Consider the following 22637-nt stretch of genomic DNA (forward strand, 5'->3'; position numbering starts at 1 on the left):
TATTTTTTTTATATTCAGTATATATCAAATAGTAAATGAATCAAACCCTCCGTCTACAACAAGAATAGAACCATTTACAAAACCCGACGCATCGCTTACCAAATAGTGAATAGAGCCTAACAGTTCATCTGATTCTCCAAATCGACGAAATGGCGTATGTGCTACAATTGATTTTGCCCGGTCGGTATACGAACCATCAGGATTAAGCAATAGCGAACGGTTTTGCTCGGTAATGAAGAAGCCTGGAGCAATGGCATTCACCCGAAAATTATCCCCAAATTTGAGAGACAGCTCTCCTGCCATATACTTTGTAAAGTTGGCTACAGCAGCTTTTGCCACACCATAGCCCATTACACGGGTTAACGGGCGAAACGAAGACTCGGAAGCAATATTGATTATGTTGCCTTTGCCATTGTCTACCATTGCCTTTGCAAAAACCAAAGTAGGTAATACCGTCCCAAAAAGATTAAGGTCTATCACATCCCGAAATGCACTAACATCTATATCGAAGATCGTTTTATCGGGCGGAATAGTAGCCCCCGCCATATTCCCTCCGGCTGCATTTATCAGCACATCGATTTTGCCATACTTGCGGACTATCGCTTCTCTATTTTCTTCAAGGTTGGCCTTATTCAGAACATCTGACACAAAGAAAACGGCCTCATTGCCCGATGATTTTATTTTCTCAGCAAGGGCTTCACCCTTTTCTTTAGAGCGCCCGAGAATAACAACTTTAGCACCTTGTTCTGCTAAGTATTCTGCCATCTGTGCGCCTAATATGCCATAGCCTCCTGTTATGGCTATAACTTTATCTTGGATATCGAATATGTTTTTTTTCATAGTTTATAATTACTGTAATAGTCAACGTTTTCTTTTATGAGTATATCGATCGGCATATAGTTTACTTTTTCGGGAGTTTGCTTGAATAAGAAATAGTTTCCCATTGCTTTCAAGGCATCATATCCTTGCAACTCGGGACGCTGCGATAGAATGAAAGATATACGCCCTTCTCTCAGTCCTTTTACATTCCGTTCTATGGCGTCATGCCCTACCAGCCTAATCTTATTTTGCTGATCGGCATCAAGTTTTTCCAAGAGGGTAACTAGTTCATATATCCGTGAATTGAGAACGATTCCCCCAACCAACCCCTGACTATTATTGATGATGTCCTTCACTTGAAGAAGACTCATTGTATAGTCATCGGGATTGATTTCAATATGATGAATATTCCCCCTAAAGTTGTTGTTCTCGAGATATTCCATAAATCCGTTTTCACGGGTTTTCATCTGTACAGAGATTTCCTTATACCTAAAACGTATATGGGCTATTATAATATCAGCGACCGTCCCTACCTCGTTCAATAAAAGCTTAGCGGCAATAACACCTGTACCGAATGAGTCGCCACCAAAGTAAGAAAGGTCTTTTTGCCCCGATATACCCGAATCTATATAAATGTATGGCGTGCCTTTAGCATCCAGTTCTTTTGACAACTTGATAACATAATCACCAAACAGAGTAGCAATTAACACGCCATCAAACTCTTTCTCTTTAAAAGAATTAACGGCATTGATAAAGGAAAAGCGGTCATATTGATTGAAAAGGAAGTACTCTGTGCTTATATTGAATTTCTTTAATTCATCTGTAGCTTTATCGATGCCTTCACAAACCAACTGCCAATAATCGCCGGAAGAATAAGTTGGTGCAAGAATAGCAAACCTGTAACTCTTCTTTGATGCCAGAAAACGGGCGACCATATTCGGTTCGTAGTTTATTTCTTTCAGAACCTTTTCTACTTTGGCTCTTTTCTCTTCTGATACTCTTCCCCTATTGTGCAGTACCCTGTCGACCGTGCCGGTGGAAACACCAGCCATGCGGGCTATATCTATAATTCGTATATTCATATTTCGATAGAAACTGTATGTCTGTATACACATTACTTGATTGCAAAATTAATCTTTTAAGATTAGCAAACAACATGTGTGCGCACACATATTTAGGGAGTAAAATATAAACAATTGATTACAAGCAGATAAATAATATCACTATGCTAAACAACATATTTTAGATGAAAGGGTAATTATTTAAAAATACAACAGCAAAAACAGATCGACACATACGGCAAAGACCATCAATATTTCCGTACGGGTATTGACCCGAACAGCAACTTTAAGGTCTGCTGAAGTCAGTTCTTTATCATTATATCCGATATAAGGCTTTTCGACCCGTTGTCCGAAATAGACATTCGATCCACCAAAGCGACAATTAAGAATACCGGCTAAAGCAGCCTCAGGATAGCCGGAGTTGGGACTTGCATGCTGAGAGCCAAACTTTCGGACAAAAGATAGTAATGAGATTTTTCCACTTACGACTATCATCAGTAAAGATGTTAGACGTGCAGGAATATAATTTGCAACATCATCTATCCGTGCAGCCCAACACCCAAATTGCTTATACCGATCGCTCTTATATCCAATCATAGAGTCTAGCGTATTGATCATCTTATAGGCAAACATGCCGGGTACACCCAGAAGTATAAACCAAAATAATGGAGCGATAACTCCGTCACTAAGATTTTCGGATAATGTTTCTAACGCAGCCGTACGTATCTGCTGAGGCGACAGAGCAGAAGTATCACGTCCTACGATACGGGCAACCTGTTTTCGTCCTTCTTCGACCGAAGAGTCGACAGCCACAAAAACATTTCTGACCTCATCTATCAAAGTCTTACCTGCAAGGCAAAAGAAAACCACGACAGAGGAAAAAAGTATAGATAAATATGGACTCAGGTAATCCAATCCTTTAATAATAAAGAAAATAATAAGGAAGCTCGATAATATCAGAATAATAGAGAATAAAGCTCCTTTCATCATTCGTTTATTTCCTTTGTTGAGTCGCTTTTCGCCCCATGCTATAACTTTACCCATAGCCACAACAGGATGGGGCAACCAGCGGGGGTCGCCAAACAATTTGTCGGCAGTCCAGCCTATCAGCAAAGGCAAAAGAGTATACAAGAGTTTTATATCCATTCTTTAATTGCTTTTACAAACGCATCGTTTTCTTTGGGCAACTGTGTTGCAACACGAAAATAATGTTCATTCAAACCATGAAAATTAGAAGCATCACGGATTAGTATGCCATGTTTCTGAATCAAATATTCTTTTAGCTCCGAAGCTGTTTTATCCGTCAGCCGACATAAGAAAAAATGTGTATCAGTATCATACACCTCTAATCTTTCTATTTGTGATAATATCTTATGAAACCGTTTTGCTTCTGCGATATATTCTTCAATCTTTATTATCTCAGCTCCATTCTCCAATAGGAATTTACCCGCCTCTATCGCCAATCCGTTAACCGACCACGGCATACAATATCTAGAAATCAACGCCACTGTTTCTGAGCAGGCTGTTATATATCCTAATCTAAGTCCGGGAATAGCATAACGCTTTGTCATTGAATGTAACAATATCACATTCTTGTATTGCATTGCTTCCGATACAGCAAAAAGTGATTTGGTTGTAAAATATTCATAAGACTGATCTATAACAATATATTTCTCAGGATGAGATATTATATATTCTTTCAATCTCTCTTTATCTGTCACCGTTCCTGTCGGATTGTTGGGGTTACAAAGCCAAACGATATCTGCTTGTTTTGGTATATCATCTATAGATTTTACCATACTGACAATATGGTCATTTACCAAACAGGCATCACCATATTCGCTAAAGGTAGGCTGAATAACAGCAGAATGCTTTCCTCTAAAAGCCTGAGCTATCATATAAATGGCTTCGGTAGCACCATTTGTTATGCAGATATTATTTGTAGCTACTTGATTCCGGTCTGCTATCAGTCTCGAAAGAGAGATTGCATCCGGCTCGGGATACGAGTGTATCGACGCTATACAAGAACACAAATAGTCATCCAATACAGACAAGTCTTGCCGGGTATATATATTAGAACTGAAATTACTTACGATCTTCTTACCGTAGTTATATATATCGTCTCCGTGCCCGTTGATCATGATAAGCCGTTGTTGTCTGTCATTATTTTATAAACCAAATCCATATCCACATACTTACGAACATGGTCTGCCAACTTATTGTATTGTTCTTCCTTGAAAGCCTTGAAGTCGAAAGTCGTATCGGATAATTTATCGGCATAAGGAGATAAAAGATAATCTATAACTATCCCATTGTCCAAAATACCATGTATATATGTGCCAAAACATTTCTCATTCACAAAACATCCGTCTTCTCTGCCATCTTCCAGCCTATTTAAAGAAGCTTGTTTTGCATTCTCCATCGGAGTCGTTGCTCCCATGTGTATTTCATAGCCTTCACATACAGATTGGGTATTCATGAAAGAGAACTTCACCTGACGGGTTACTTTTTCGCCTTCCATTTGTGTTGTTACGGGTAGTAGTCCAAGCCCGGGTAAGCGTTCGATATTACTTTCCACGTGATTGGGATCGCAAACCTCCTGCCCCATTATCTGATAGCCGCCACAGATACCGACTACTGTCGCTCCGTTTTTATGGGCTTTTACAATACTTTGGGCTACACCGTTGCGACGAATCTCGTATAAGTCGGAAAGAGTACTCTTGCTGCCGGGTATGAGTACGATGTCCGCTTTTTCTATTTCATCTGTATTATTTGTGTAATAGAGATGTACACGTGGGTCGCGCTCCAACACATTAAAGTCGGTAAAGTTAGACAAGTGCCTTAGTAATACGACTGCAACATTCACCTTACCATGTGTGGACTGAAGATTCTTTGTTTGCAGCATCACCGAGTCTTCCTCTTCTATATAAATATCCTTATAGTATGGCACAACGCCTATTACCGGTATTTGGCAAAGGTCTTCTATCATCTTAACACCCGATTCGAACAAGCGGATATCCCCCCTGAACTTATTGATAAGGATACCTTTTACATATTTTCTTTCTTCTTCTGTCAGCAACATAATAGAACCATAAACAGAAGCGAAAACACCACCCCGATCTATATCCGCCACCAATATTACATCGGCTTTAGCATGTATAGCCATCGGCATATTTACCAAATCGACAGCCCGCAGATTTATCTCCGAAATACTGCCTGCACCTTCCATCACCACAGGATTGTATCGCTGTGCTAAACGATCGAATGCATCATTTACTTCTTTGCGGAGTTGCTCTCTACCTTCCACTCTAAAGTACTCATAAGCATGTTGATTACCCACCGGCTTTCCATTAAGCACAACTTGACAAACCTTGTCAGTCGTTGGCTTCAACAGCAAAGGATTCATATCCGTATGGCAAGGTACGCCCGCAGCTTCGGCCTGTACAGCCTGTGCACGCCCTATCTCCAGCCCTTCGGGTGTAGCATAGGAGTTTAACGCCATATTTTGTGCTTTGAAAGGTGCAGGACGATAACCATCCTGTAGAAAGATACGGCAGAACGCCGCAGTTATTATACTTTTTCCCACATCGCTGCCCGTTCCTGCAAACATGACAGGACGAAGCTGCTTTGAGGCTTTTTGAGAATGAGACATGAAAAATGAACTATAATTTACGAGTCGTAAAGGTAGAACTTTTATCTGTGAAAAAGTGTATCTTTGAGTGTATCAATTTATCTATTATATATACGTGGAACGAAAAAGGTGACAGATCAGAAACATACAAACGCCTGTTACTTTTGTTACTTTTGTCACCTTTTTCTCTAAAATAACTTTGTATCATGGTAAGAATAAACATATCGGAAGAGATTAAGAACCTTTGGCCCGACTTTCACGGAGCTGCTATTTTTGCGAAGGTAAAAAACACTCCACACAATAAGGAGTTGTGGGATGAGATCAACATATTATCGGAAGAATATAAAGCAAATCACGAGATAGAAGATATAAAAAAAAATCCGGCTATCGCAGCCACCCGAGAGGCATATAAGAAGTTTGGAAAAGACCCCAATCGCTATCGCCCGTCTGCGGAAGCCTTATGCCGTCGTATCTTGCGTGATTTACCATTATACCAGATCGATACATTGGTTGACCTCATCAACCTTGTTTCGATAAAGACCGGTTATTCGATAGGAGGATTCGATGCAGATAAAATACAAGGAAACAGCTTAACATTGGGTATAGGCAAAGAAAACGAACCTTACGAAGGCATCGGAAAAGGCATCTTAAATATAGAAGGTTTACCTGTATATCGTGACTCTTTGGGTGGCATCGGCACACCAACAAGCGACCACGAAAGAACAAAACTAAGCGAAGAAACAACTAATTTCTTGGCTTTGATAAACGGATATAGCGGAACGAATGGTTTAAAAGAGGCTGCTGAATATATGCAGGCCTTATTGAAAAAATATACAGGCTCGGAAGATGATAAAATAGTTTATTATTAAACGGAACGATCATGAAAATATTAACAGGCACTCAGATAAAAGAAGCGGATAGATATACAATCGAACATGAACCGATAAGTTCTATCGACCTGATGGAAAGAGCTTCTAATACTATTGCTGAATGGATATGCAACAATATAAGTAAAGCCTCTCCCCTCTTATTCCTCATAGGAAAAGGAAATAACGGCGGCGATGGACTAGCTGTTGCCCGCATTTTGTTTCATGCAGGATATGACTGTTCGGTATATCTTCCGTTCGAGAAAGAGCAACTGACGAGTGAATGTGCGGTCAACTTAGAACGACTCCCTTCTTATATTGAAAGGGTTACAGATATAAAACGAATTTCCAATAAACATATCCTTATAGATTCGCTTTTAGGAACAGGTGTAAAAGGTACTTTGAAAGAGCCTTTATTATCTATTATCAAAAAAGTTAACTCATTATCCAATGAGGTTATTTCTATCGATCTTCCATCGGGTATGATGAGTGAATTCGGTAATACGGATCAGACGGTTATAAAAGCGGATATTACCCTTACCTTAGAGTTTCCCAAACTTGCTATGCTTTTGCCTGAAGCCGGAGAGTATTGCGGAGAAATAATTACCCTTCCAATTGGGCTTAACAGAGAATATATTGAGCACACCCCATCGCTATACCACTATATTACACTGGACTATATACAAAGCATACGACTCAAACGAGAAAAATTCAGCCACAAAGGCACTTATGGTCATGCATTGCTTATTTGCGGATCGAAAGGAATGGCTGGTGCGGCCACCTTAGCTACAGGTGCGGCTCTACGTTCGGGATGCGGACTGGTGACCACACACATACCTTATAACGAGCGCTTTGCAATACAGGCAAACTACCCTTCGGCAATGATGAGCCTCGATGATGAAGATTACTTCTCTTCTGTACCCAAAGATTTATCTAAATATTCGGCAATAGGTATCGGCTGCGGACTTGGACAGGAACACCAGACAGGTGAGGCATTCAAAGAACTACTGGCCGCCTCATACAAACAACCCTTTGTCATAGATGCTGATGCACTGAATATATTAGCAGACAATTACCATATAAAGCAGCGAATCCCGGAAAACATTATTCTTACACCTCACCCGGGAGAGCTCAAGCGTTTGGTTGGAGAATGGCACAACGAGGAAGAAAAGATAAACCTAGTGAAACGCTATGCAGCTGACATAAAATCGATCATTATCGTGAAAGGAGCACACACGATGATATGCTTACCCGATGGCAACTGCTATTTCAACTCTACAGGAAACAGCGGCATGGCCAAAGGTGGTAGTGGTGACGTTCTCACAGGTTATATTACAGGATTATTGGCAAGAGGATACAGTAGTGCTCATGCTGCAATACTGGGAGTATACGTACATGGACTTGCCGGAGATAAAGCTGCTGCCAGATGGGGGATTGAGAGTATGAATAGCAAGGATATTATCGACTTCCTTTAACGAAGGAAACGGAAAAAAAGAAGCCCGCAAAATCACATCGCAGACTTCCTGTACCTTAACACAAACTTTACAAACTACACATTCTTATAACGATACGCAGAATGAAAAAGTTCATGATTTCTAATTAATTAACAATATATCTATCTATTATTATTCAAAAATAGAAGAAATATTGTACGCTTATCAAAAGTTAATCCACACCAACGAAATAGAATAAATCTATATACGATAGACGCACCCAGAATTAGACATAAACAACTAATAATAAACAATATAAAAGACAATCGAAACAATCTACAACAAATTAGCCGAATAAAATTAGTTGCAAGTGCAATTGTTTCAATAATATTTATATCTTTGTTATACCAACCACAAAATTATTACTTACGCACGATAATAGCTCCTCATAATTAAAAGATTAAGATTATGGAAGCTAAAAAACAAGCATTAGAAAAGAGTTTGATAAGTCTACAAAGCAACATGCTAAGTTTTGCTTTTAGATTAACGTCGGATAAAGAAGATGCGAAGGACCTTACGCAGGAAGCAACCCTTAAAGTATTAAGCAACTTTGATAAATATTACGACAATATCAACTTCAAAGGATGGGTTTTTACCATTATGCACAACATCTTTGTGAATAATTACCGCCAGACCGTTCGTAACCAAACCATAGTTGATCAGACTGAGAATTTATATTGGATAAATCTTGCCCAGAATTCAGCATCGGATTCTCCTGAAGATGCTTATTCATACTTAGAAATATATAAGGTATTGAATACATTTAATGAAGAACATCGGATTCCTTTTACAATGCATCTATCCGGATATAAATATGAAGAAATAGCTAAAAAGATGAATCTTCCATTAGGCACAATAAAAAGTCGTATCTTTTTTGCGAGAAAAAGATTACAGGAATTACTGAAAGATTATGACTAAAAACGATTTATTCATATATTGAATTAATATCAATATATATAACAAGGACATATTTTGTATAAGAGAATGTGTCCTTGTTTTATTATTACAATTATTCTTCAGTAAAAGCAGAGATATGTCTCTTAAATGTAGAAAAACAAACACTTATAAATATTATCTATAGTTCATATCCCTATAAAAAGTAAAAAATATATACCATTTATCAAAACTTCCTGCTAATTTTAGATTTTGTAGTTTGTAGTAGTGACCACTAAAAAATTATACCAATGAAGATACACGAATACCAAGCTAAAGAATTATTCTCATCTTACGGTATCCCTGTTAAAGAACAAATACTATGCTATGAGCCTGGAGAGGCTGCAGTTGCATACGAAGAGTTGGACACGGAATGCGTAGTAATAAAAGCACAAGTACTAACCGGAGGTCGCGGCAAAGCCGGAGGAGTAAAACTCGCAAAAAGCAAAGAAGAAGCCAAAGATCACGCAAAGAATATTCTTGGACTAACCATCAAAGGCTACCCCGTTACGAAAGTCATAGTAACTGAAGCCGTAGACATAGCGTCGGAATATTATATGAGTTTTATAATAGACCGGAATACAAAGTCAGTCATACTAATGATGTGTGCCGAAGGTGGAGTAGATATTGAAGAAGTAGCAGAAAAGACTCCTGAGAAAATTTATAAATTTGCCATAGACCCGTTAATTGGGTTACCTGACTATCTCGCCCGCAAATTTGCCTTTGTCTTGTTTCAAGACCTAAATCAAGTAAATCAATTGGCTTCTATACTACAGAAGCTATATAAATTATTCATAGATAAAGATGCATCATTGGCTGAAATTAATCCGCTGGTTACCACCAAAGACGGAAAACTACTGGCTGTGGATGCAAAAATGACATTCGACGATAACGCCTTATATCGTCAGCCAGAAATACTGAGCCTTTTTGAGCCTACGGAAGACGAAAAAGTAGAAACAGCGGCGAAAGAGAAAGGATTCAGCTTTGTTCGACTCGATGGTGAAATTGGCTGCATGGTAAACGGTGCCGGACTAGCTATGGCTACAATGGATATGATAAAACTATATGGCGGTGCCCCTGCAAACTTTCTTGATATTGGAGGAAGCTCCAACCCCAACAAAGTAATAGATGCCATGACTCTGTTACTAAAAGATCCGAAAGTAAAAGTTGTGTTGATTAATATATTTGGCGGTATAACTCGCTGTGACGATGTTGCGTCGGGGTTACTTTCTGCCTTTGAGCAACTAAAAACTGATATTCCTGTTATTGTGCGCCTTACAGGCACAAATGAGAAAGAGGGAAGAGAGATGTTGCTCGGAACTCGATTTAAGGTTGCAGAAACAATGAGCGAAGCCACCCGAATGGCAGTGGCAGCCTCCAAAGAATAAGCTTATTGCTGATATTAAGTAATGATCAAAGCTAAAAAAGAAAACTATGAGTATACTTATAAATGAATCAACACGATTGATAGTACAAGGAATTACCGGTAGAGACGGTAGCTTCCATACAAAAAAAATGTTAGAATACGGGACTAAAGTTGTAGGAGGAACTACTCCGGGAAAAGGAGGAACTGATATTCTTGGCGTTCCTGTATTTAACACTGTCGCTGATGCTGTAAAAGCAACACAAGCAAACACATCTATTATATTCGTTCCGGCACGCTTCGCAGCAGATGCTATTATGGAGGCAGCAGATGCAGGTATAGAACTGATTATTTGCATATCGGAAGGTGTTCCTACATTAGATGTAGTGAAAGCGCACCGCTTTGTGCAAATGAAGGGAGCTATACTTATTGGCCCTAATTGCCCCGGATTAATGTCTCCCGAAAAAAGCTTGGTGGGAATATTACCCGGACAAATATTCAAGAAAGGAAATATCGGAGTTATCAGCCGCAGCGGGACTCTAACCTACGAAGTTGTATATCACTTAACAGCAAACAGTATGGGGCAATCTTCAGCAATAGGAATGGGAGGAGACCCTGTTGTAGGATTATACTTCCGTGAATTACTGGAGATGCTTCAAAACGATCCCGATACAGATGCCATTGTTATGATTGGAGAAATTGGCGGGAACGCAGAAGAACAAGCCGCGGAGTATATAAAGAAACATGTAACAAAACCTGTAGTTGGCTTTATTGCCGGACAATCGGCTCCTCCGGGAAAACAAATGGGACATGCGGGAGCTATTATATCGAGCGGATCGGGTACTGCTGCCGAAAAAATTGCAGCATTAGAGGCTGCGGGCGTCCAAGTAGCGAAAGAGCCGTCGGAAATACCGGGTATATTAAAAGAAAAGTTGAAGAAGTAAAGAAATCACAAGATAAAACAGAAAGAGGTTGCCAAGTTTGGCAACCTCTTTCATTAAAAACCCATCGATAAAACAAAGTTATTTAATTTCAATCTTTTTTACCTTATCCTCTAATGCCTTATTTAACTTCGGTAAAGTGATTTGCAATACTCCGTCTTTTTGTGAAGCTTCAATGCTTTCTGCATCAACGTTCTCAGGGATTGCAAAACTACGTGAGAATGAAGAGGCTCTGAACTCTTGACGTAAAACTTTTTCGTTTTCATCCTTTTCTTCACTCTGCGTTTCACTCTGAGCCGAAATTTTAAGAACACCCTTTTCTATCTCTATTCTTACATCCTCTTTCTTAAATCCGGGTATAGACAATTCAATATTGAATGATTTGTCATTTTCAGTAATATTTGTTGCCGGAAGATTTCCTTCAACAAAGCTGAATAAATCATCATTCAAATAATTGCTAAAGAATGTAGGGAAAAAGCTACCACTTCTGTCAAATTTTCTAATTAATTGATTTTTCATTGCTGTATCCTCCTTAATTTAATTAATCTTTATCTGTTATTACAGAATCTAATTTTATCTGTAAATACAAATGCAAAAAGCAGACCAAACTGCAATTATGTCACAAAAACAAATATAAAAACCAAACGAAAACAAATTAAAATATTAATAATCAAAACATAGACACAAAACAAACAAAAAATACAAAACAAGACATTATGTCACTAACAAGAAAAACTTCTATATCCAACATATAGAAGTTTTTATAAATTAATAAAGGCTAAACTTATTAAAAGCCTAGCCTCTATCTATAATAGAATATTAGTATTATTTACAGAGAATGAACGTGAGCAGCTAATTTTGACTTCAAGTTTCCTGCTTTATTCTTGTGAATTACATTCTTCTTTGCTAATCTGTCAAGCATAGAGCAAACTGAAGGATATTGCTTTTGAGCCTCTTCTTTATCAGTCAGTAAACGGAATTTACGAACTGCATTACGAGTTGTTCTAGCTACATATCTGTTTCTCAAGCGTCTTGTTTCTGCTTGTCTGATTCTTTTTTCTGCTGATTTATGATTTGCCATATCGACTAATCCTTATATTGTTATTTTATTTCTTATTAAGTAGCCCATAGGGGAGTCGAACCCCTCTTTCAAGAATGAAAATCTTGCGTCCTAACCGATAGACGAATGGGCCATCTTGTGGAGCTTCTCTGTTTTGCAGTATCATTCTCCCTTGATTGCGGATGCAAAGGTAAGGCATTTTTGGTTATGTGCAAATATTTGCAGCTATTTTTTTCTAAAATATTTCACACAAAACGATAGACTCCTGATAGTCAACAATATTATTTAGCCAATAAATAGAGAAGAATATCCATTAACAAATAAAAACTTGTGAAGGTCTCCATATTCTCCTATTTTTGTAATGAATTTATACAAAACACATGAAGAAAATTTTAATATTTTTATCCCTTATATATGCATTTAGCTCTGTAGCGCAGAATGCCTACAGGTCTCCGCTTGATATACCACTCATTCTCAGTGCCAATTTCGGAGAACTCAGACCAAACCATTTTCATTCCGGCATCGATCTTAAAACCGAAAGAGTGGTAAACAAGCCTGTGTATGCTATGGAAGACGGATATGTATCCCGTATCTCTGTTTCGGCATCGGGCTATGGACTTGCACTCTATATAGACTACCCTTCCACCGGACAAACAAGTGTATACGGACACCTCAATAAGTTTGCACCCAAGATAGCAAAATATATAAAAGACAAACAGTATGAGCGTGAAAGCTTCCACATAGACATCGCATTAGGAAAAGAAGAAATGCCGGTAAAAAAAGGTGAATTTGTTGCTTATAGTGGAAATACGGGATCTTCAGGAGGCCCACACGTACACTTTGAAATAAGAAACACTACGAATCAAATAGCTATCGACCCTTTGGAGTATTACAAAGATGCTATAACAGACACACAAGCACCTCAAATAAAAGGAATAGCGATATATCCTATAAATGAAAGAGGGGCAGTAGATTTTAGCCGCCACCCTTACCACAGAAATATTTCCATGCTAAAAAATGGAGCTTACGCCACATTAAAAGACACAGCAGAAGTATGGGGGAAGATTGGATTTGGAGTTTATGCGAATGACAGAATGAATGGTACTTCAAATATATATGGCGTAAAAAAGGTCAGGCTGTTTTGTGACGACAAAGAAATATTTTCTTCTAATCTATCTCATGTGGATTTCAAACAAACCCGGATGATTAATAGTATGACAGACTTCGATTTTTGGAGCCGGAGGAGAATTTTCTATCAAAAATCTTACATTGAACCGGGTAATAAACTCCCTTTTTATAAATCGGTAAACAATGGTTATATTGATATAAAAGAAGAGCGAGTATACAATCTTCGCTACGAACTTGAAGATATGTATGGAAATCAAACAAACTATTCGTTCAGCGTAAAAGGAAGAGAGCAAACGATCCCTCAGAAAAGAAATTGCACACAACGAATGACATGGAACGAGGAGAATAGCTATTCAACAGAATCATTCAGCATCAGCATTCCCAAAGAATATCTCTATAATGACCTGTGCTTTATGCTAAAAAAAATTCCATCAGCGAAACATCTTGCTGACTTATACAAAGTCAATGACACACATGTTCCTTTACATAATTATTGCAATATTACAATAAAATTAAAGAAAGACACCTTATCCAATAAATCTCAATATGGCATTGTACGCCTCAAGGGGAATAACGAAGTCTGGATAGGGGGAACATACAAAGATGGAAGAATCATTGGACGAATAAGAGAGCTTGGAAACACATACACCATTAATGCCGACACTAAAGCCCCTACAATCAATGCTATCCAACCCGAAAGATGGGCAAGACATGCTGCTATAAGAATCAAATTATCGGACAACCTCAGCGGGATAGCTTCATACAAAGGCACAATCAACGGCGCATTCGTATTGTTCGAAAACGATGTGAAATCTCCGATCTATTCTTATAAGCTCGATCCCTCGCGACTAAAAAAAGGACAAATACAGAAATTAGTATTCACAGCAACAGATAAGTGCGGAAACACTTCAACATACCAGTATGAATTTAAATATTAGAAATCGTCATTTATAACTTCTTCAGATCTTCGATAAACTCATCTATTATAATCTCCGGAGTAGCCCAAGATGTAATAAATCTCATTGCCGAATGATTATCATCAACAACACTCCATGTAAGAAAAGAATAGTCTTTTTGCAGACGACTTATCACTTCATTCGTTAATATTGGGAATATTTGGTTGGTATCAGAGTCTATCAGCATAGTATAGCCTAAGGATTTGAATGCAAAAGCCATTTTCACAGCCATTCTGTTTGCATGCGCTGCCAAGTCAAAGATCAGGTTATTCCGGAGCAGTTGATCAAATTGCACCCCCATCACCCTACCCTTTGCAGTAAGAGCGCCTCGCTGCTTGAGGTGAAATTTGAAATCTTTGTCTAACTCTGGGGTTGTTATAACAACCGCCTCTCCTAACAGTGCTCCACATTTTGTACCACCAATATAAAACACATCAGTAAAAGCTGCAATATCGACTAAAGTCATATCGTTAGATTCAGCAGCCAAAGCCATAGGCAAACGAGCTCCGTCCATAAACAAAATCAAATCGTTTTCTTTGCAGAAAGAATAAAGGTCAGATAACTCTTGCTTTGTATATATAGTTCCCAATTCGGTAGAATTAGATATATAAACGGCTCTTGTACGAACAACATGATGTCCACGAAGCTTATTCAAGAAGGGTTTGATATCCTGCGGACGCAACTTTCCGTCGGCAGTTGGTGCTGCTTCTACTTTATGCCCGGTTGCCTCTATTGCTCCTGTTTCATTTACGTAAATATGCCCGGTTGTAGCAGCCACAACTGATTCAAAAGGACGCAGAATAGAAGATAAAACGACTAGGTTAGCCAAAGTTCCACCAGCTATCAGATGCACCCCCACATTCGGTTTGTGTGTTAATTCCGCAATCATCTTAGCTGCACGCTGCGTATATTCATCATCTCCATATCCCGATTGTTGTACGAGATTACTTTCCACGAGAGCTTCTAAAACAGAAGGATGGCAACCCTCAGAGTAATCATTAGCAAAACTATACTTCATTTTATTTTTTTATTATTTTTCGGGTGTAAATTTAAGTATAAAGAGAGAATATTGATTAGAATATATAGAAGGAAATATAAGGTCCTTACAAATAAAAAAACATCCTAAATTAGGATGTTTATAATTTATTTTCAAACTCTTATATCTCGAACAGGAACTTCCCTAACATTAACCTTAGGGATAGGAATTTTCAAATCCAAATCGCGAACCACTTTCTGCTCTTTCACCACCGGAGTATCGGTATTTTCTACTCCAAAATCAGCGATAGTACTTTCAACGAAACTATCTATCTTATGGAAAGGAAGTGGCAGAAGCTCATGCTTATATAGCTTCTCTATCTCTATGACCCTTGTTTCTTTATTCTTTATCCAAACAAGAACCTTTTTTATCTTTGTAAATAAGCTTTTAACAGTGAGATCTGTAATTAATATTTCGTAGCAACCAACGCATTTAGATATATGACTCCCACTATCGTTGACAGTATATCCGGCTTCAGTTATCTCCCTGATATACTTTTTTATATATGGTGAATATCTTTTCATGAGTTATTATAAAATGTGAGTTAATAGTTAAATTTTAAGGAATCGGACTTCCTATACAATCATCAGGGTAGATTTATTTGCTATCCCTACCGCATAATCTTCAAAAACGGGCGAAATTTCATTCGGTTTTCCATTTTCGAAACATCCCCTGACTTTCTCATACGCTAAGAATGACATTTCAAATTCGGGTTGACCTGTAACTAATATAGGTTGATCTAAACGATTATACCAATAGTATTGTCCTCCAAACTTTTTTCTTGCCACTTCAAATACGTAGGCTCCAATTTTTATTATCATCTTCCTTTTAGTCTCTGGGTCAGCTTTTTTATAGAAGCCAATACTATCCTTTATTATCAGGTCAACTTCACGTAAGCTTTCGATTGTAAAATCAAGCTTAGCATCATCTTTAAACTGTTTGACTAATAGGTTTGCATTTGCAGACATGTCATCAGTAAATTGCTGTCGATCATTATCCGTTATTTGTGCTATCTCTTTCTTTTTTCGCAGAAAATCAAATAATCCCATATCTTCGGTGTTTATGTTCTACCTCTAAAAAAGAAAATATAAACAAACGCATACCCTAAAAACAACTATACAAGCCATAATGTTTAAAAGATACAACCTTTGAAAAATATTTTATAAAACAACAGCTGAGTAAAAACAGAGAAAGATTCTCTTGTTTTTACACTAACGTCCGGCAAAACATAATTATATATTAAAGCTTTACAGCTCTTTTCTCAATCTCTTGGCTTTTTTCGAAACAAACATCATACGTTAATTTTATATTAAAGAATAATGCTGCAAGTATATAATGAGTATAAAAAAGCCTATATAAAACAACTAATATTGCAAAAGAGACTAAATACAAAACATATTTTTAGTTTTTATAAGAGAAAAATCAAGTTCTATATAAGGTCCTTAACAGCTAATATCAGTTTGTCTTCTGCAAATTTAATGTATTATACTAACGAAACAAACTTTATTGATGAAATTTGTTAAAAAAACATAGTCACCTATCCTAGAAGCAGCAATGAGAGGAGGAAAAGTTAACAATTGGTGAAAAAGATCTATATTTACATACTATAATTCAAACATGAAAATATAAAATATGAAAAAGGTTTTTGTAAGTGGATGCTATGATATGCTCCATAGCGGCCATGTTGCATTTTTTGAAGAAGCTGCCGGTTACGGAGATTTATATGTGGGGATAGGTTCCGACAAAACAGTAAATGAACTAAAAGCCCGAAAAACCATAAACAGTGAGCAGGAACGCCTATATATGATAAAGTCCCTCCGGTTTGTAAAAGATGCCTGGATCAATAAAGGAAGTGGCATATTAGACTTTATTGATGATCTGAAGGAGCTGAAACCCGATATTTTCTTTGTTAATAGTGACGGACACAGTGCTTTAAAAGAACAGCTATGCAAAGAACTTCATATAGAATACATCGTAAGTAAAAGAATTCCTCATGCCGGACTACCAACCCGATCCACAACGGCTTTACGTGAAGAATGTAGAATTCCCTATCGGATAGATTTAGCTGGGGGCTGGTTAGACCAACCAAATGTTAGCAGTTTATATCCGGGAGCTGTACTAACAATATCTATTGAGCCCGACTATGACTTCAACGACAGGAGTGGTATGTCAACCAGCTCACGCAAAAAAGCCATAGAACTATGGCAAGTAGATATTCCGACGGGAGATAAAGAAAAACTCGCTAAAACGTTGTTCTGCTTCGAGAATCCTCCGGGAACAAAATATGTGAGCGGCTCGCAGGATTCATTGGGAATCGTTCTGCCCGGGCTAAACAAACTATATTATGAGGGGGATTTCTGGCCATCGCATATAGAGAAGGTATTGGATGATGAGATATTGTTGTGGCTAGAAAAACATTTGTGGCTTGTACCATTATATCCACGCCACCAAGACTATGATGTCCTATCAAACACAAATATTACACTTGAAAATGCAAAAAGATTAAGCGATGCCGCTGATAATGCATGGAAGTCACTAAAAGAAAAAGATATAAAAAAACTAGGTGAAGCCATCAGAGAAAGCTTCGAAGCTCAAATCGTGATGTATCCGCACATGGTATCGGACGATATTCTTGAAGTTTTAAACAAATATAAATCATCTGCTTTAGGCTGGAAGTTAAGTGGAGCCGGAGGTGGTGGTTATCTAATTTTCGTCAGCGAAACGCCTATAGAAAATGCAATTCAGATAAGAATAAGAAAAGCCGAATAAGAAATATAGAATGATTAAAGGGACAGATACTTAATTGATATCTGTCCCTCTCTATTTTAATAAAACCTATCAAGCTCAAGCCACTAGCTCAAACAGGTCAGATGATATTTAATTCGTATTTACTGAAGTTTAACAGCCTTACCCGTAGCATTACTCTTTATAGCTGCCTCCAGTATTTCAACAACAATCAGGTTATTTTCTAAAGAAGACAAGTCTGTTGATTTTACTTTGATATCTCCTCGCACAGCAGCTTTTAGGTAATAGAAAGAATCATTATAAGGTTCGGGCAAAGCATCTGCAACCATTTTAGTCTCTTTGTTTCCTGAAAAGAAACGCATATCCTTTGCATTATCCTGATATAGGGCTCCTTTATTTCCATAAATATGCATATCCTTTCTGCCAAACGGCCAGTTCCATGAAGCCATAATAATGGTAGTTACCCCCGGATATTCGAGAACTATGGTAGCATCATCGTCCACTTTTGGATACACATCGGGCTTCTGATGCTGCAATACGGCTGACACACTCACAGGCTTTTTCCCACCCATAAGCCATGTGCTCAGATTCGCACCATAGCATCCAAAATCTATAACAGCTCCTCCTCCATTTTTCACAGGATCGGTCAACCATTCCAAAAACTCAGGACCACATCCAATCTCTACGGGTCCGGAATGTCCATCATATACATTTATTCGAGACACCTTCCCAACAGCACCATCTTTCTGAATCATATCGTATGCCTTATGATTGGCAGGATACCATGTAGTTTCATAATTGGTAAGAACCATAATATGATATTTTTGTGCTAGTTCAGCCATTCGCTTAGCCTGCTGTACAGTAGTAGCTAGGGGCTTCTCTACCATCACATGAACACCTCTAGGGGCACACGCTTCTACCACACGAAGGTGGTCATATATAGGCTCATAGACTATTACGGCTTCCGGCTTTGTTTTTTCAAGCATTTCGTCCAAATTCTGAAAGAAAAGCTTTTCGTCAACTTTAGCCCGCAGCATTTTATTATTCCATAGCTGCGTGGTTTTTTCGGCAACTCCCACAACCTGAAAATCACCTCTATCCAGACGTGACAGCACTTCCCACAGATGTCCATGAGACAGACCTACTACACCAAGTCGCAATGGCTTGTCTTTTTGGGCAAAAAATGGTAAAGCAAGGGAAAAGAGAATAGTAAACAGAAAAATCTTTGTTAGTTTCATTATTCAAGGGCATTATTATAAAAGATAAAAAGAACTATCGATCAATCAGACAATTGTACTCAACTCGGCTCCTACCGTCAATTGACGAGTTATATTTTCTTGACTAATATATCAGCCAAAGCCTCATCAATATGTTCGAAGGCAAAACGGTAATGCTTATCCAATAAATGCTGAGGGATAGCACGTTGCCCATCTATAAGCAATGTTGCACTCTCACCCATCATCATTTTTATCACAAATGATGGTATTTTAAACAAGCATGGACGGAATAAGGTTCGTGAAAGCACTTTAGCAAAACGCCTATTGGTAATCGGATTAGGTGAAGTAAAATTGAAAGCTCCTCTTGCTTCGGGTGTGTCTATCAGGAATAATATACCGTTGACCATATCCTGAATATGGATCCATGATATATACTGGCTTCCGGATGCTAATACAGCACCAAGCCCCAGCTTGAAAGGAAGAACCAACTTGGGCAACATTCCCCCATCCTTAGACAAAACGATACCAGTTCGTAGAATACAAACACGCGTATGTCTGTTGTCTGCAGCCATTGCCAAAGCCTCCCATTTTTTGCATAGCAAATGAGTAAAGCCTTCTCCCGGTTCTGAATTTTCATTTAGTGTATCATCATCCTGAAGTCCGTAATAACCAACAGCAGACCCTGAAATAAATACAGAAGGAGGTGTGTTGCTCAATTTGATCAGTTCGGTCAAACGACGGGTTGTATCCCAACGGCTATCACACATGCGTTCCTTTTGCTTTGCTGTCCATCGTTTACCGGCAATAGATTCGCCCGCCAAATTTATGATCACATCGTAACCATCCAACGAATCTAATGCATCCAATGATTGACAATATTCAATCCCTGCTCCCAGTTTTTGTTCTGCTTTGACTTTATCTCTGCTCAAAACTGTGATCTTATGATTTTGTACTAATAAAGCTTTGACTAATACCGTACCGATTAACCCTGTACCTCCTGTAATAAAAACCCGCATATATATTTATTTAATACTAGAATGTTTATTGGATACAAACAACCCGGATCAACACACTATACAGAATGCATAGTTATGCAAATCTACATATTTATTCTTATTATTTTTTAATATCACTCTTTATAAAAATAATATTTTTGTAACTAAATGAAATTATTTACTGCGGTGGAGTATATCAGTAAAATGTTATCATGTTTTTCATCCAAAGCCATATTTATTTGGTGATCTCAGTTAATATCAATAATTTTATAGACTGTTTGTTAATAAACCATTCTTATGAGTAAAGTTATCATTAATTCGTATCAAGACTTTGAACAATATGTAGGTAAAGAACTTGGTGTTTCTGATTACCTTAAAATTACACAAGAACGTATCAACCTGTTCGCAGAAGCTACACTAGACTACCAATGGATTCACGTAGATGTAGAAAGAGCTAAAGTAGAGAGCCCTTTTAAAAGTACTATCGCACATGGCTATCTGATGGTTTCGATATTACCTTATCTATGGGATCAGATCATAGAAGTAAATAATATAAAAATGCTGATCAACTATGGCATTGAAAAACTAAAATTCAATCAACCCGTAGTAGCAGGTAACGAAGTTCGCCTAAGAGTAAAATTAGACTCACTAGTTAACTTAAGGGGTATTGCCAAAGCTGAGATAAAAGTTGTATTGGAGATAAAAGATTCTCCTAAAAGTGCATTGGAAGAAACTGTTATATTTCTATATCACTTCAATAGTTAAGAACAAACATCGTTTTGGAATAAAATAAAGGAAGGTATTTGAAAACTCAAACATCTTCCTTATTTCTTTATAATCTTAGCTTTAATAATCTCCAAAAGTATTATAACCACTATAAACTGATGTGTTGGCCGACTTCACTTCATGCTCAACCTCACTGAGTATAGCTCCGGAATTAGCATCAATCTGAAGCATTCTATACTTAGAACCTTTTTGCAGCTTAACACCCCACTGTTGGGAATTATCATTGTACCACACAATAAAAGACCAGTTATCGCTTCCTGCCAGAGTATTTATGTAGCCTTTATCTTCTAGAGTTTTAAGCAGACTGTTATAACCAAAAGCTCCTCTGTATAGATCATAATTGACGACACTACAGTTTCCCCGCTCGTCACATTCAAGCCATTTACCGATAGGAAACTGATGAGGCAAATAGATTCCTTTTCGTTTTAAATTCCCACTAGGATAAAACTCTTTGAATATACGATATACAGCAGGCAAGGGCGGCACTTCATACACCTCTATAGGCAATCCTTTGCGGAGGTTTGATATACGTTTCAGAGTACCGTCCGGCTCGGTATAAACATAATCAAGGCTACCTGATTGCGCTACTTGACTTCGGAAAGCATTCATATCGAATTTTTCGTAGCTAAGAATCACTTGCTGACGAGGATATATCTCTACTTGTACACTATTTTGGCTATACAGTGCACTATGGGCACAAAACATGGAGAGGAAGAAAAATGATATTCCTATTTTTTTCATTTTAAGTATGTGTTTTAGTTCAGTTTGTGTTGTATATTTCTTCAAATATATAAAATTTACAATTAAAAAAAGAAGCTCTTGTTGAAAATTAGAATATCTTTATACTGATAAAAAGCTAGTTAAAGATATATCTGATATAAAACTTAGAATATCGTTTTCAATAGAATATCATGTCTATATCTCAAAAGAATAAAATTATGCTAAAAGAAGATACGCTAAAATTCCTTCTAGAATTAAAAAAGAATAACAATCGGGAATGGTTTGCTGAAAATAAATCGTGGTACGAACGTGCCCGCAAGGATGTTGAATCATTAATAGGCGAAATGGCATTAAAAATAGCAACATTCGATCCTGAGATTGGGCATATCGATCCAAAGAAATCTCTTTTCCGCATCTATAGGGATGTTCGTTTTTCACAAGACAAATCACCATACAAAACACATTTTGGAGCTATATTTCGCGCTCGCACAGCAGACCAGGCATCGGGCTATTATATGCATATCGATCCCGACGAGCTATTCCTATCTTTAGGATATTACATGCTTGATAGTACCCAACTAAAGAATATCAGACGTGGTATCTATGAAGATTTTGACACATTCAATGATATACTAAACGAAAAAAGCTTTAAACAAGAAATAGGAGATCTATATCGTGACGAGGATACGCTCCAACGTGTACCAAATGGGTTTGACAAAAACCATCCTGCAGCAGAATATCTAAAGCTCAAACGCTTCTATGTATGCAAACCTATATCGAAGGAACAATTATTGAGTGAAGATTTTGCAGAATACGCAGCTAAAATATATAAGATAATGCATCCGTTAGGCGAATTTCTGAGCGATATTGTAAACGAATAAGCGGGG

The 22637-nt window shown here is 37.8% G+C and carries 22 protein-coding genes and 1 tRNA gene; 9 read left to right on the forward strand and 14 right to left on the reverse strand.

The genetic code is table 11. From position 1 onward, the window contains the following. Window positions 1-24: 24 nt before the first annotated feature. The 5 genes from HMPREF9456_RS08550 to HMPREF9456_RS08570 all read right to left on the reverse strand — a co-directional run bounded on the left by HMPREF9456_RS08550 (window position 25) and on the right by HMPREF9456_RS08570 (window position 5532). Complete coding sequence (locus tag HMPREF9456_RS08550) at window positions 25-840, reverse strand: SDR family oxidoreductase (protein WP_006843102.1); 816 nt, start codon at window positions 838-840, stop codon at window positions 25-27. Beyond that, window positions 837-1901: a LacI family DNA-binding transcriptional regulator gene (locus HMPREF9456_RS08555; protein ID WP_026177057.1), complete on the reverse strand. Its 1065-nt coding sequence runs from the start codon at window positions 1899-1901 to the stop codon at window positions 837-839. Before HMPREF9456_RS08555 ends, HMPREF9456_RS08550 begins: the two co-directional genes overlap by 4 nt. 180 nt (window positions 1902-2081) lie before the next feature. Next, the gene (gene cbiB, locus HMPREF9456_RS08560) at window positions 2082-3026 is read right to left on the reverse strand and encodes an adenosylcobinamide-phosphate synthase CbiB (RefSeq protein ID WP_006843104.1); all 945 of its coding nucleotides are present in this window, start codon (window positions 3024-3026) and stop codon (window positions 2082-2084) included. Beyond that, window positions 3017-4021, reverse strand: a complete 1005-nt coding sequence (locus HMPREF9456_RS08565; protein WP_006843105.1) for a threonine-phosphate decarboxylase — start codon at window positions 4019-4021, stop codon at window positions 3017-3019. Before HMPREF9456_RS08565 ends, cbiB begins: the two co-directional genes overlap by 10 nt. Beyond that, entirely contained in the window at window positions 4018-5532 is a 1515-nt protein-coding gene (locus HMPREF9456_RS08570; RefSeq protein WP_006843106.1) for a cobyric acid synthase, read from the reverse strand. Before HMPREF9456_RS08570 ends, HMPREF9456_RS08565 begins: the two co-directional genes overlap by 4 nt. Window positions 5533-5717: 185 nt before the next feature. Here HMPREF9456_RS08570 and HMPREF9456_RS08575 point away from each other — a divergent pair, with 185 nt between their 5' ends. The 5 genes from HMPREF9456_RS08575 to sucD all read left to right on the forward strand — a co-directional run bounded on the left by HMPREF9456_RS08575 (window position 5718) and on the right by sucD (window position 11110). Next, entirely contained in the window at window positions 5718-6380 is a 663-nt protein-coding gene (locus HMPREF9456_RS08575) for a B3/B4 domain-containing protein (RefSeq protein WP_006843107.1), read from the forward strand. An 11-nt stretch (window positions 6381-6391) separates the two neighbouring features. Beyond that, on the forward strand, window positions 6392-7852 hold the full coding sequence (locus HMPREF9456_RS08580; protein WP_006843108.1) for a bifunctional ADP-dependent NAD(P)H-hydrate dehydratase/NAD(P)H-hydrate epimerase: 1461 nt from the start codon (window positions 6392-6394) through the stop codon (window positions 7850-7852). A gap of 426 nt (window positions 7853-8278) precedes the next feature. After that, entirely contained in the window at window positions 8279-8788 is a 510-nt protein-coding gene (locus tag HMPREF9456_RS08585) for an RNA polymerase sigma factor (RefSeq protein ID WP_006843109.1), read from the forward strand. Window positions 8789-9054: 266 nt separating this feature from the next. Next, window positions 9055-10191, forward strand: coding sequence for an ADP-forming succinate--CoA ligase subunit beta (gene sucC, locus HMPREF9456_RS08590; RefSeq protein WP_006843110.1), 1137 nt, complete (start codon window positions 9055-9057; stop codon window positions 10189-10191). Between the two features lie 46 nt (window positions 10192-10237). Next, complete coding sequence (sucD, locus tag HMPREF9456_RS08595) at window positions 10238-11110, forward strand: succinate--CoA ligase subunit alpha (protein WP_006843111.1); 873 nt, start codon at window positions 10238-10240, stop codon at window positions 11108-11110. 78 nt (window positions 11111-11188) lie between these two features. On the opposite strand, the gene HMPREF9456_RS08600 is transcribed toward sucD, so the two are convergent. The 3 genes from HMPREF9456_RS08600 to HMPREF9456_RS08610 form a co-directional block, all read right to left on the reverse strand. Further along, window positions 11189-11626: an Hsp20/alpha crystallin family protein gene (locus HMPREF9456_RS08600; RefSeq protein WP_006843112.1), complete on the reverse strand. Its 438-nt coding sequence runs from the start codon at window positions 11624-11626 to the stop codon at window positions 11189-11191. 310 nt (window positions 11627-11936) lie between these two features. Next, complete coding sequence (gene rpsT, locus HMPREF9456_RS08605) at window positions 11937-12188, reverse strand: 30S ribosomal protein S20 (RefSeq protein ID WP_006843113.1); 252 nt, start codon at window positions 12186-12188, stop codon at window positions 11937-11939. A 40-nt stretch (window positions 12189-12228) separates the two neighbouring features. Next, window positions 12229-12300: transfer RNA gene (locus HMPREF9456_RS08610), tRNA-Glu, on the reverse strand. 247 nt (window positions 12301-12547) lie between these two features. Here HMPREF9456_RS08610 and HMPREF9456_RS08615 point away from each other — a divergent pair. Continuing rightward, complete coding sequence (locus tag HMPREF9456_RS08615; protein WP_006843114.1) at window positions 12548-14233, forward strand: M23 family metallopeptidase; 1686 nt, start codon at window positions 12548-12550, stop codon at window positions 14231-14233. A 10-nt stretch (window positions 14234-14243) separates the two neighbouring features. Here HMPREF9456_RS08615 and HMPREF9456_RS08620 read toward each other — a convergent pair whose 3' ends face one another. The 3 genes from HMPREF9456_RS08620 to HMPREF9456_RS08630 all read right to left on the reverse strand — a co-directional run bounded on the left by HMPREF9456_RS08620 (window position 14244) and on the right by HMPREF9456_RS08630 (window position 16336). Then, a complete protein-coding gene (locus HMPREF9456_RS08620; RefSeq protein WP_006843115.1) occupies window positions 14244-15269 on the reverse strand; it encodes a threonine aldolase family protein in 1026 nt (341 codons plus the stop codon). Between the two features lie 131 nt (window positions 15270-15400). Then, window positions 15401-15811, reverse strand: coding sequence for a hypothetical protein (locus tag HMPREF9456_RS08625; protein WP_006843116.1), 411 nt, complete (start codon window positions 15809-15811; stop codon window positions 15401-15403). A gap of 51 nt (window positions 15812-15862) precedes the next feature. Beyond that, the gene (locus HMPREF9456_RS08630) at window positions 15863-16336 is read right to left on the reverse strand and encodes a hypothetical protein (protein ID WP_006843117.1); all 474 of its coding nucleotides are present in this window, start codon (window positions 16334-16336) and stop codon (window positions 15863-15865) included. A 583-nt stretch (window positions 16337-16919) separates the two neighbouring features. Between HMPREF9456_RS08630 and HMPREF9456_RS08635 the strand changes: the two genes are divergently transcribed. Beyond that, complete coding sequence (locus HMPREF9456_RS08635; protein WP_006843119.1) at window positions 16920-18056, forward strand: adenylyltransferase/cytidyltransferase family protein; 1137 nt, start codon at window positions 16920-16922, stop codon at window positions 18054-18056. A gap of 119 nt (window positions 18057-18175) precedes the next feature. On the opposite strand, the gene HMPREF9456_RS08640 is transcribed toward HMPREF9456_RS08635, so the two are convergent. Both HMPREF9456_RS08640 and HMPREF9456_RS08645 read right to left on the reverse strand, forming a co-directional pair. Then, a complete protein-coding gene (locus HMPREF9456_RS08640; protein ID WP_006843120.1) occupies window positions 18176-19270 on the reverse strand; it encodes a Gfo/Idh/MocA family protein in 1095 nt (364 codons plus the stop codon). Window positions 19271-19359: 89 nt separating this feature from the next. Further along, window positions 19360-20265, reverse strand: coding sequence for a TIGR01777 family oxidoreductase (locus HMPREF9456_RS08645; RefSeq protein ID WP_006843121.1), 906 nt, complete (start codon window positions 20263-20265; stop codon window positions 19360-19362). Window positions 20266-20541: 276 nt separating this feature from the next. On the opposite strand from HMPREF9456_RS08645, the gene HMPREF9456_RS08650 reads away from it, so the two are divergent. Beyond that, a complete protein-coding gene (locus tag HMPREF9456_RS08650) occupies window positions 20542-21009 on the forward strand; it encodes a MaoC family dehydratase (RefSeq protein WP_006843122.1) in 468 nt (155 codons plus the stop codon). An 81-nt stretch (window positions 21010-21090) separates the two neighbouring features. Here HMPREF9456_RS08650 and HMPREF9456_RS08655 read toward each other — a convergent pair whose 3' ends face one another. After that, window positions 21091-21771, reverse strand: coding sequence for a hypothetical protein (locus HMPREF9456_RS08655; protein WP_006843123.1), 681 nt, complete (start codon window positions 21769-21771; stop codon window positions 21091-21093). Window positions 21772-21968: 197 nt separating this feature from the next. Here HMPREF9456_RS08655 and HMPREF9456_RS08660 point away from each other — a divergent pair, with 197 nt between their 5' ends. Then, window positions 21969-22631 (forward strand): DUF2461 domain-containing protein, encoded by a 663-nt coding sequence (locus HMPREF9456_RS08660; RefSeq protein WP_006843124.1) that lies wholly within the window; start codon window positions 21969-21971, stop codon window positions 22629-22631. Window positions 22632-22637: the final 6 nt, after the last annotated feature.

Source organism: Dysgonomonas mossii DSM 22836, from assembly GCF_000213575.1.
GTDB lineage: Bacteria > Bacteroidota > Bacteroidia > Bacteroidales > Dysgonomonadaceae > Dysgonomonas > Dysgonomonas mossii.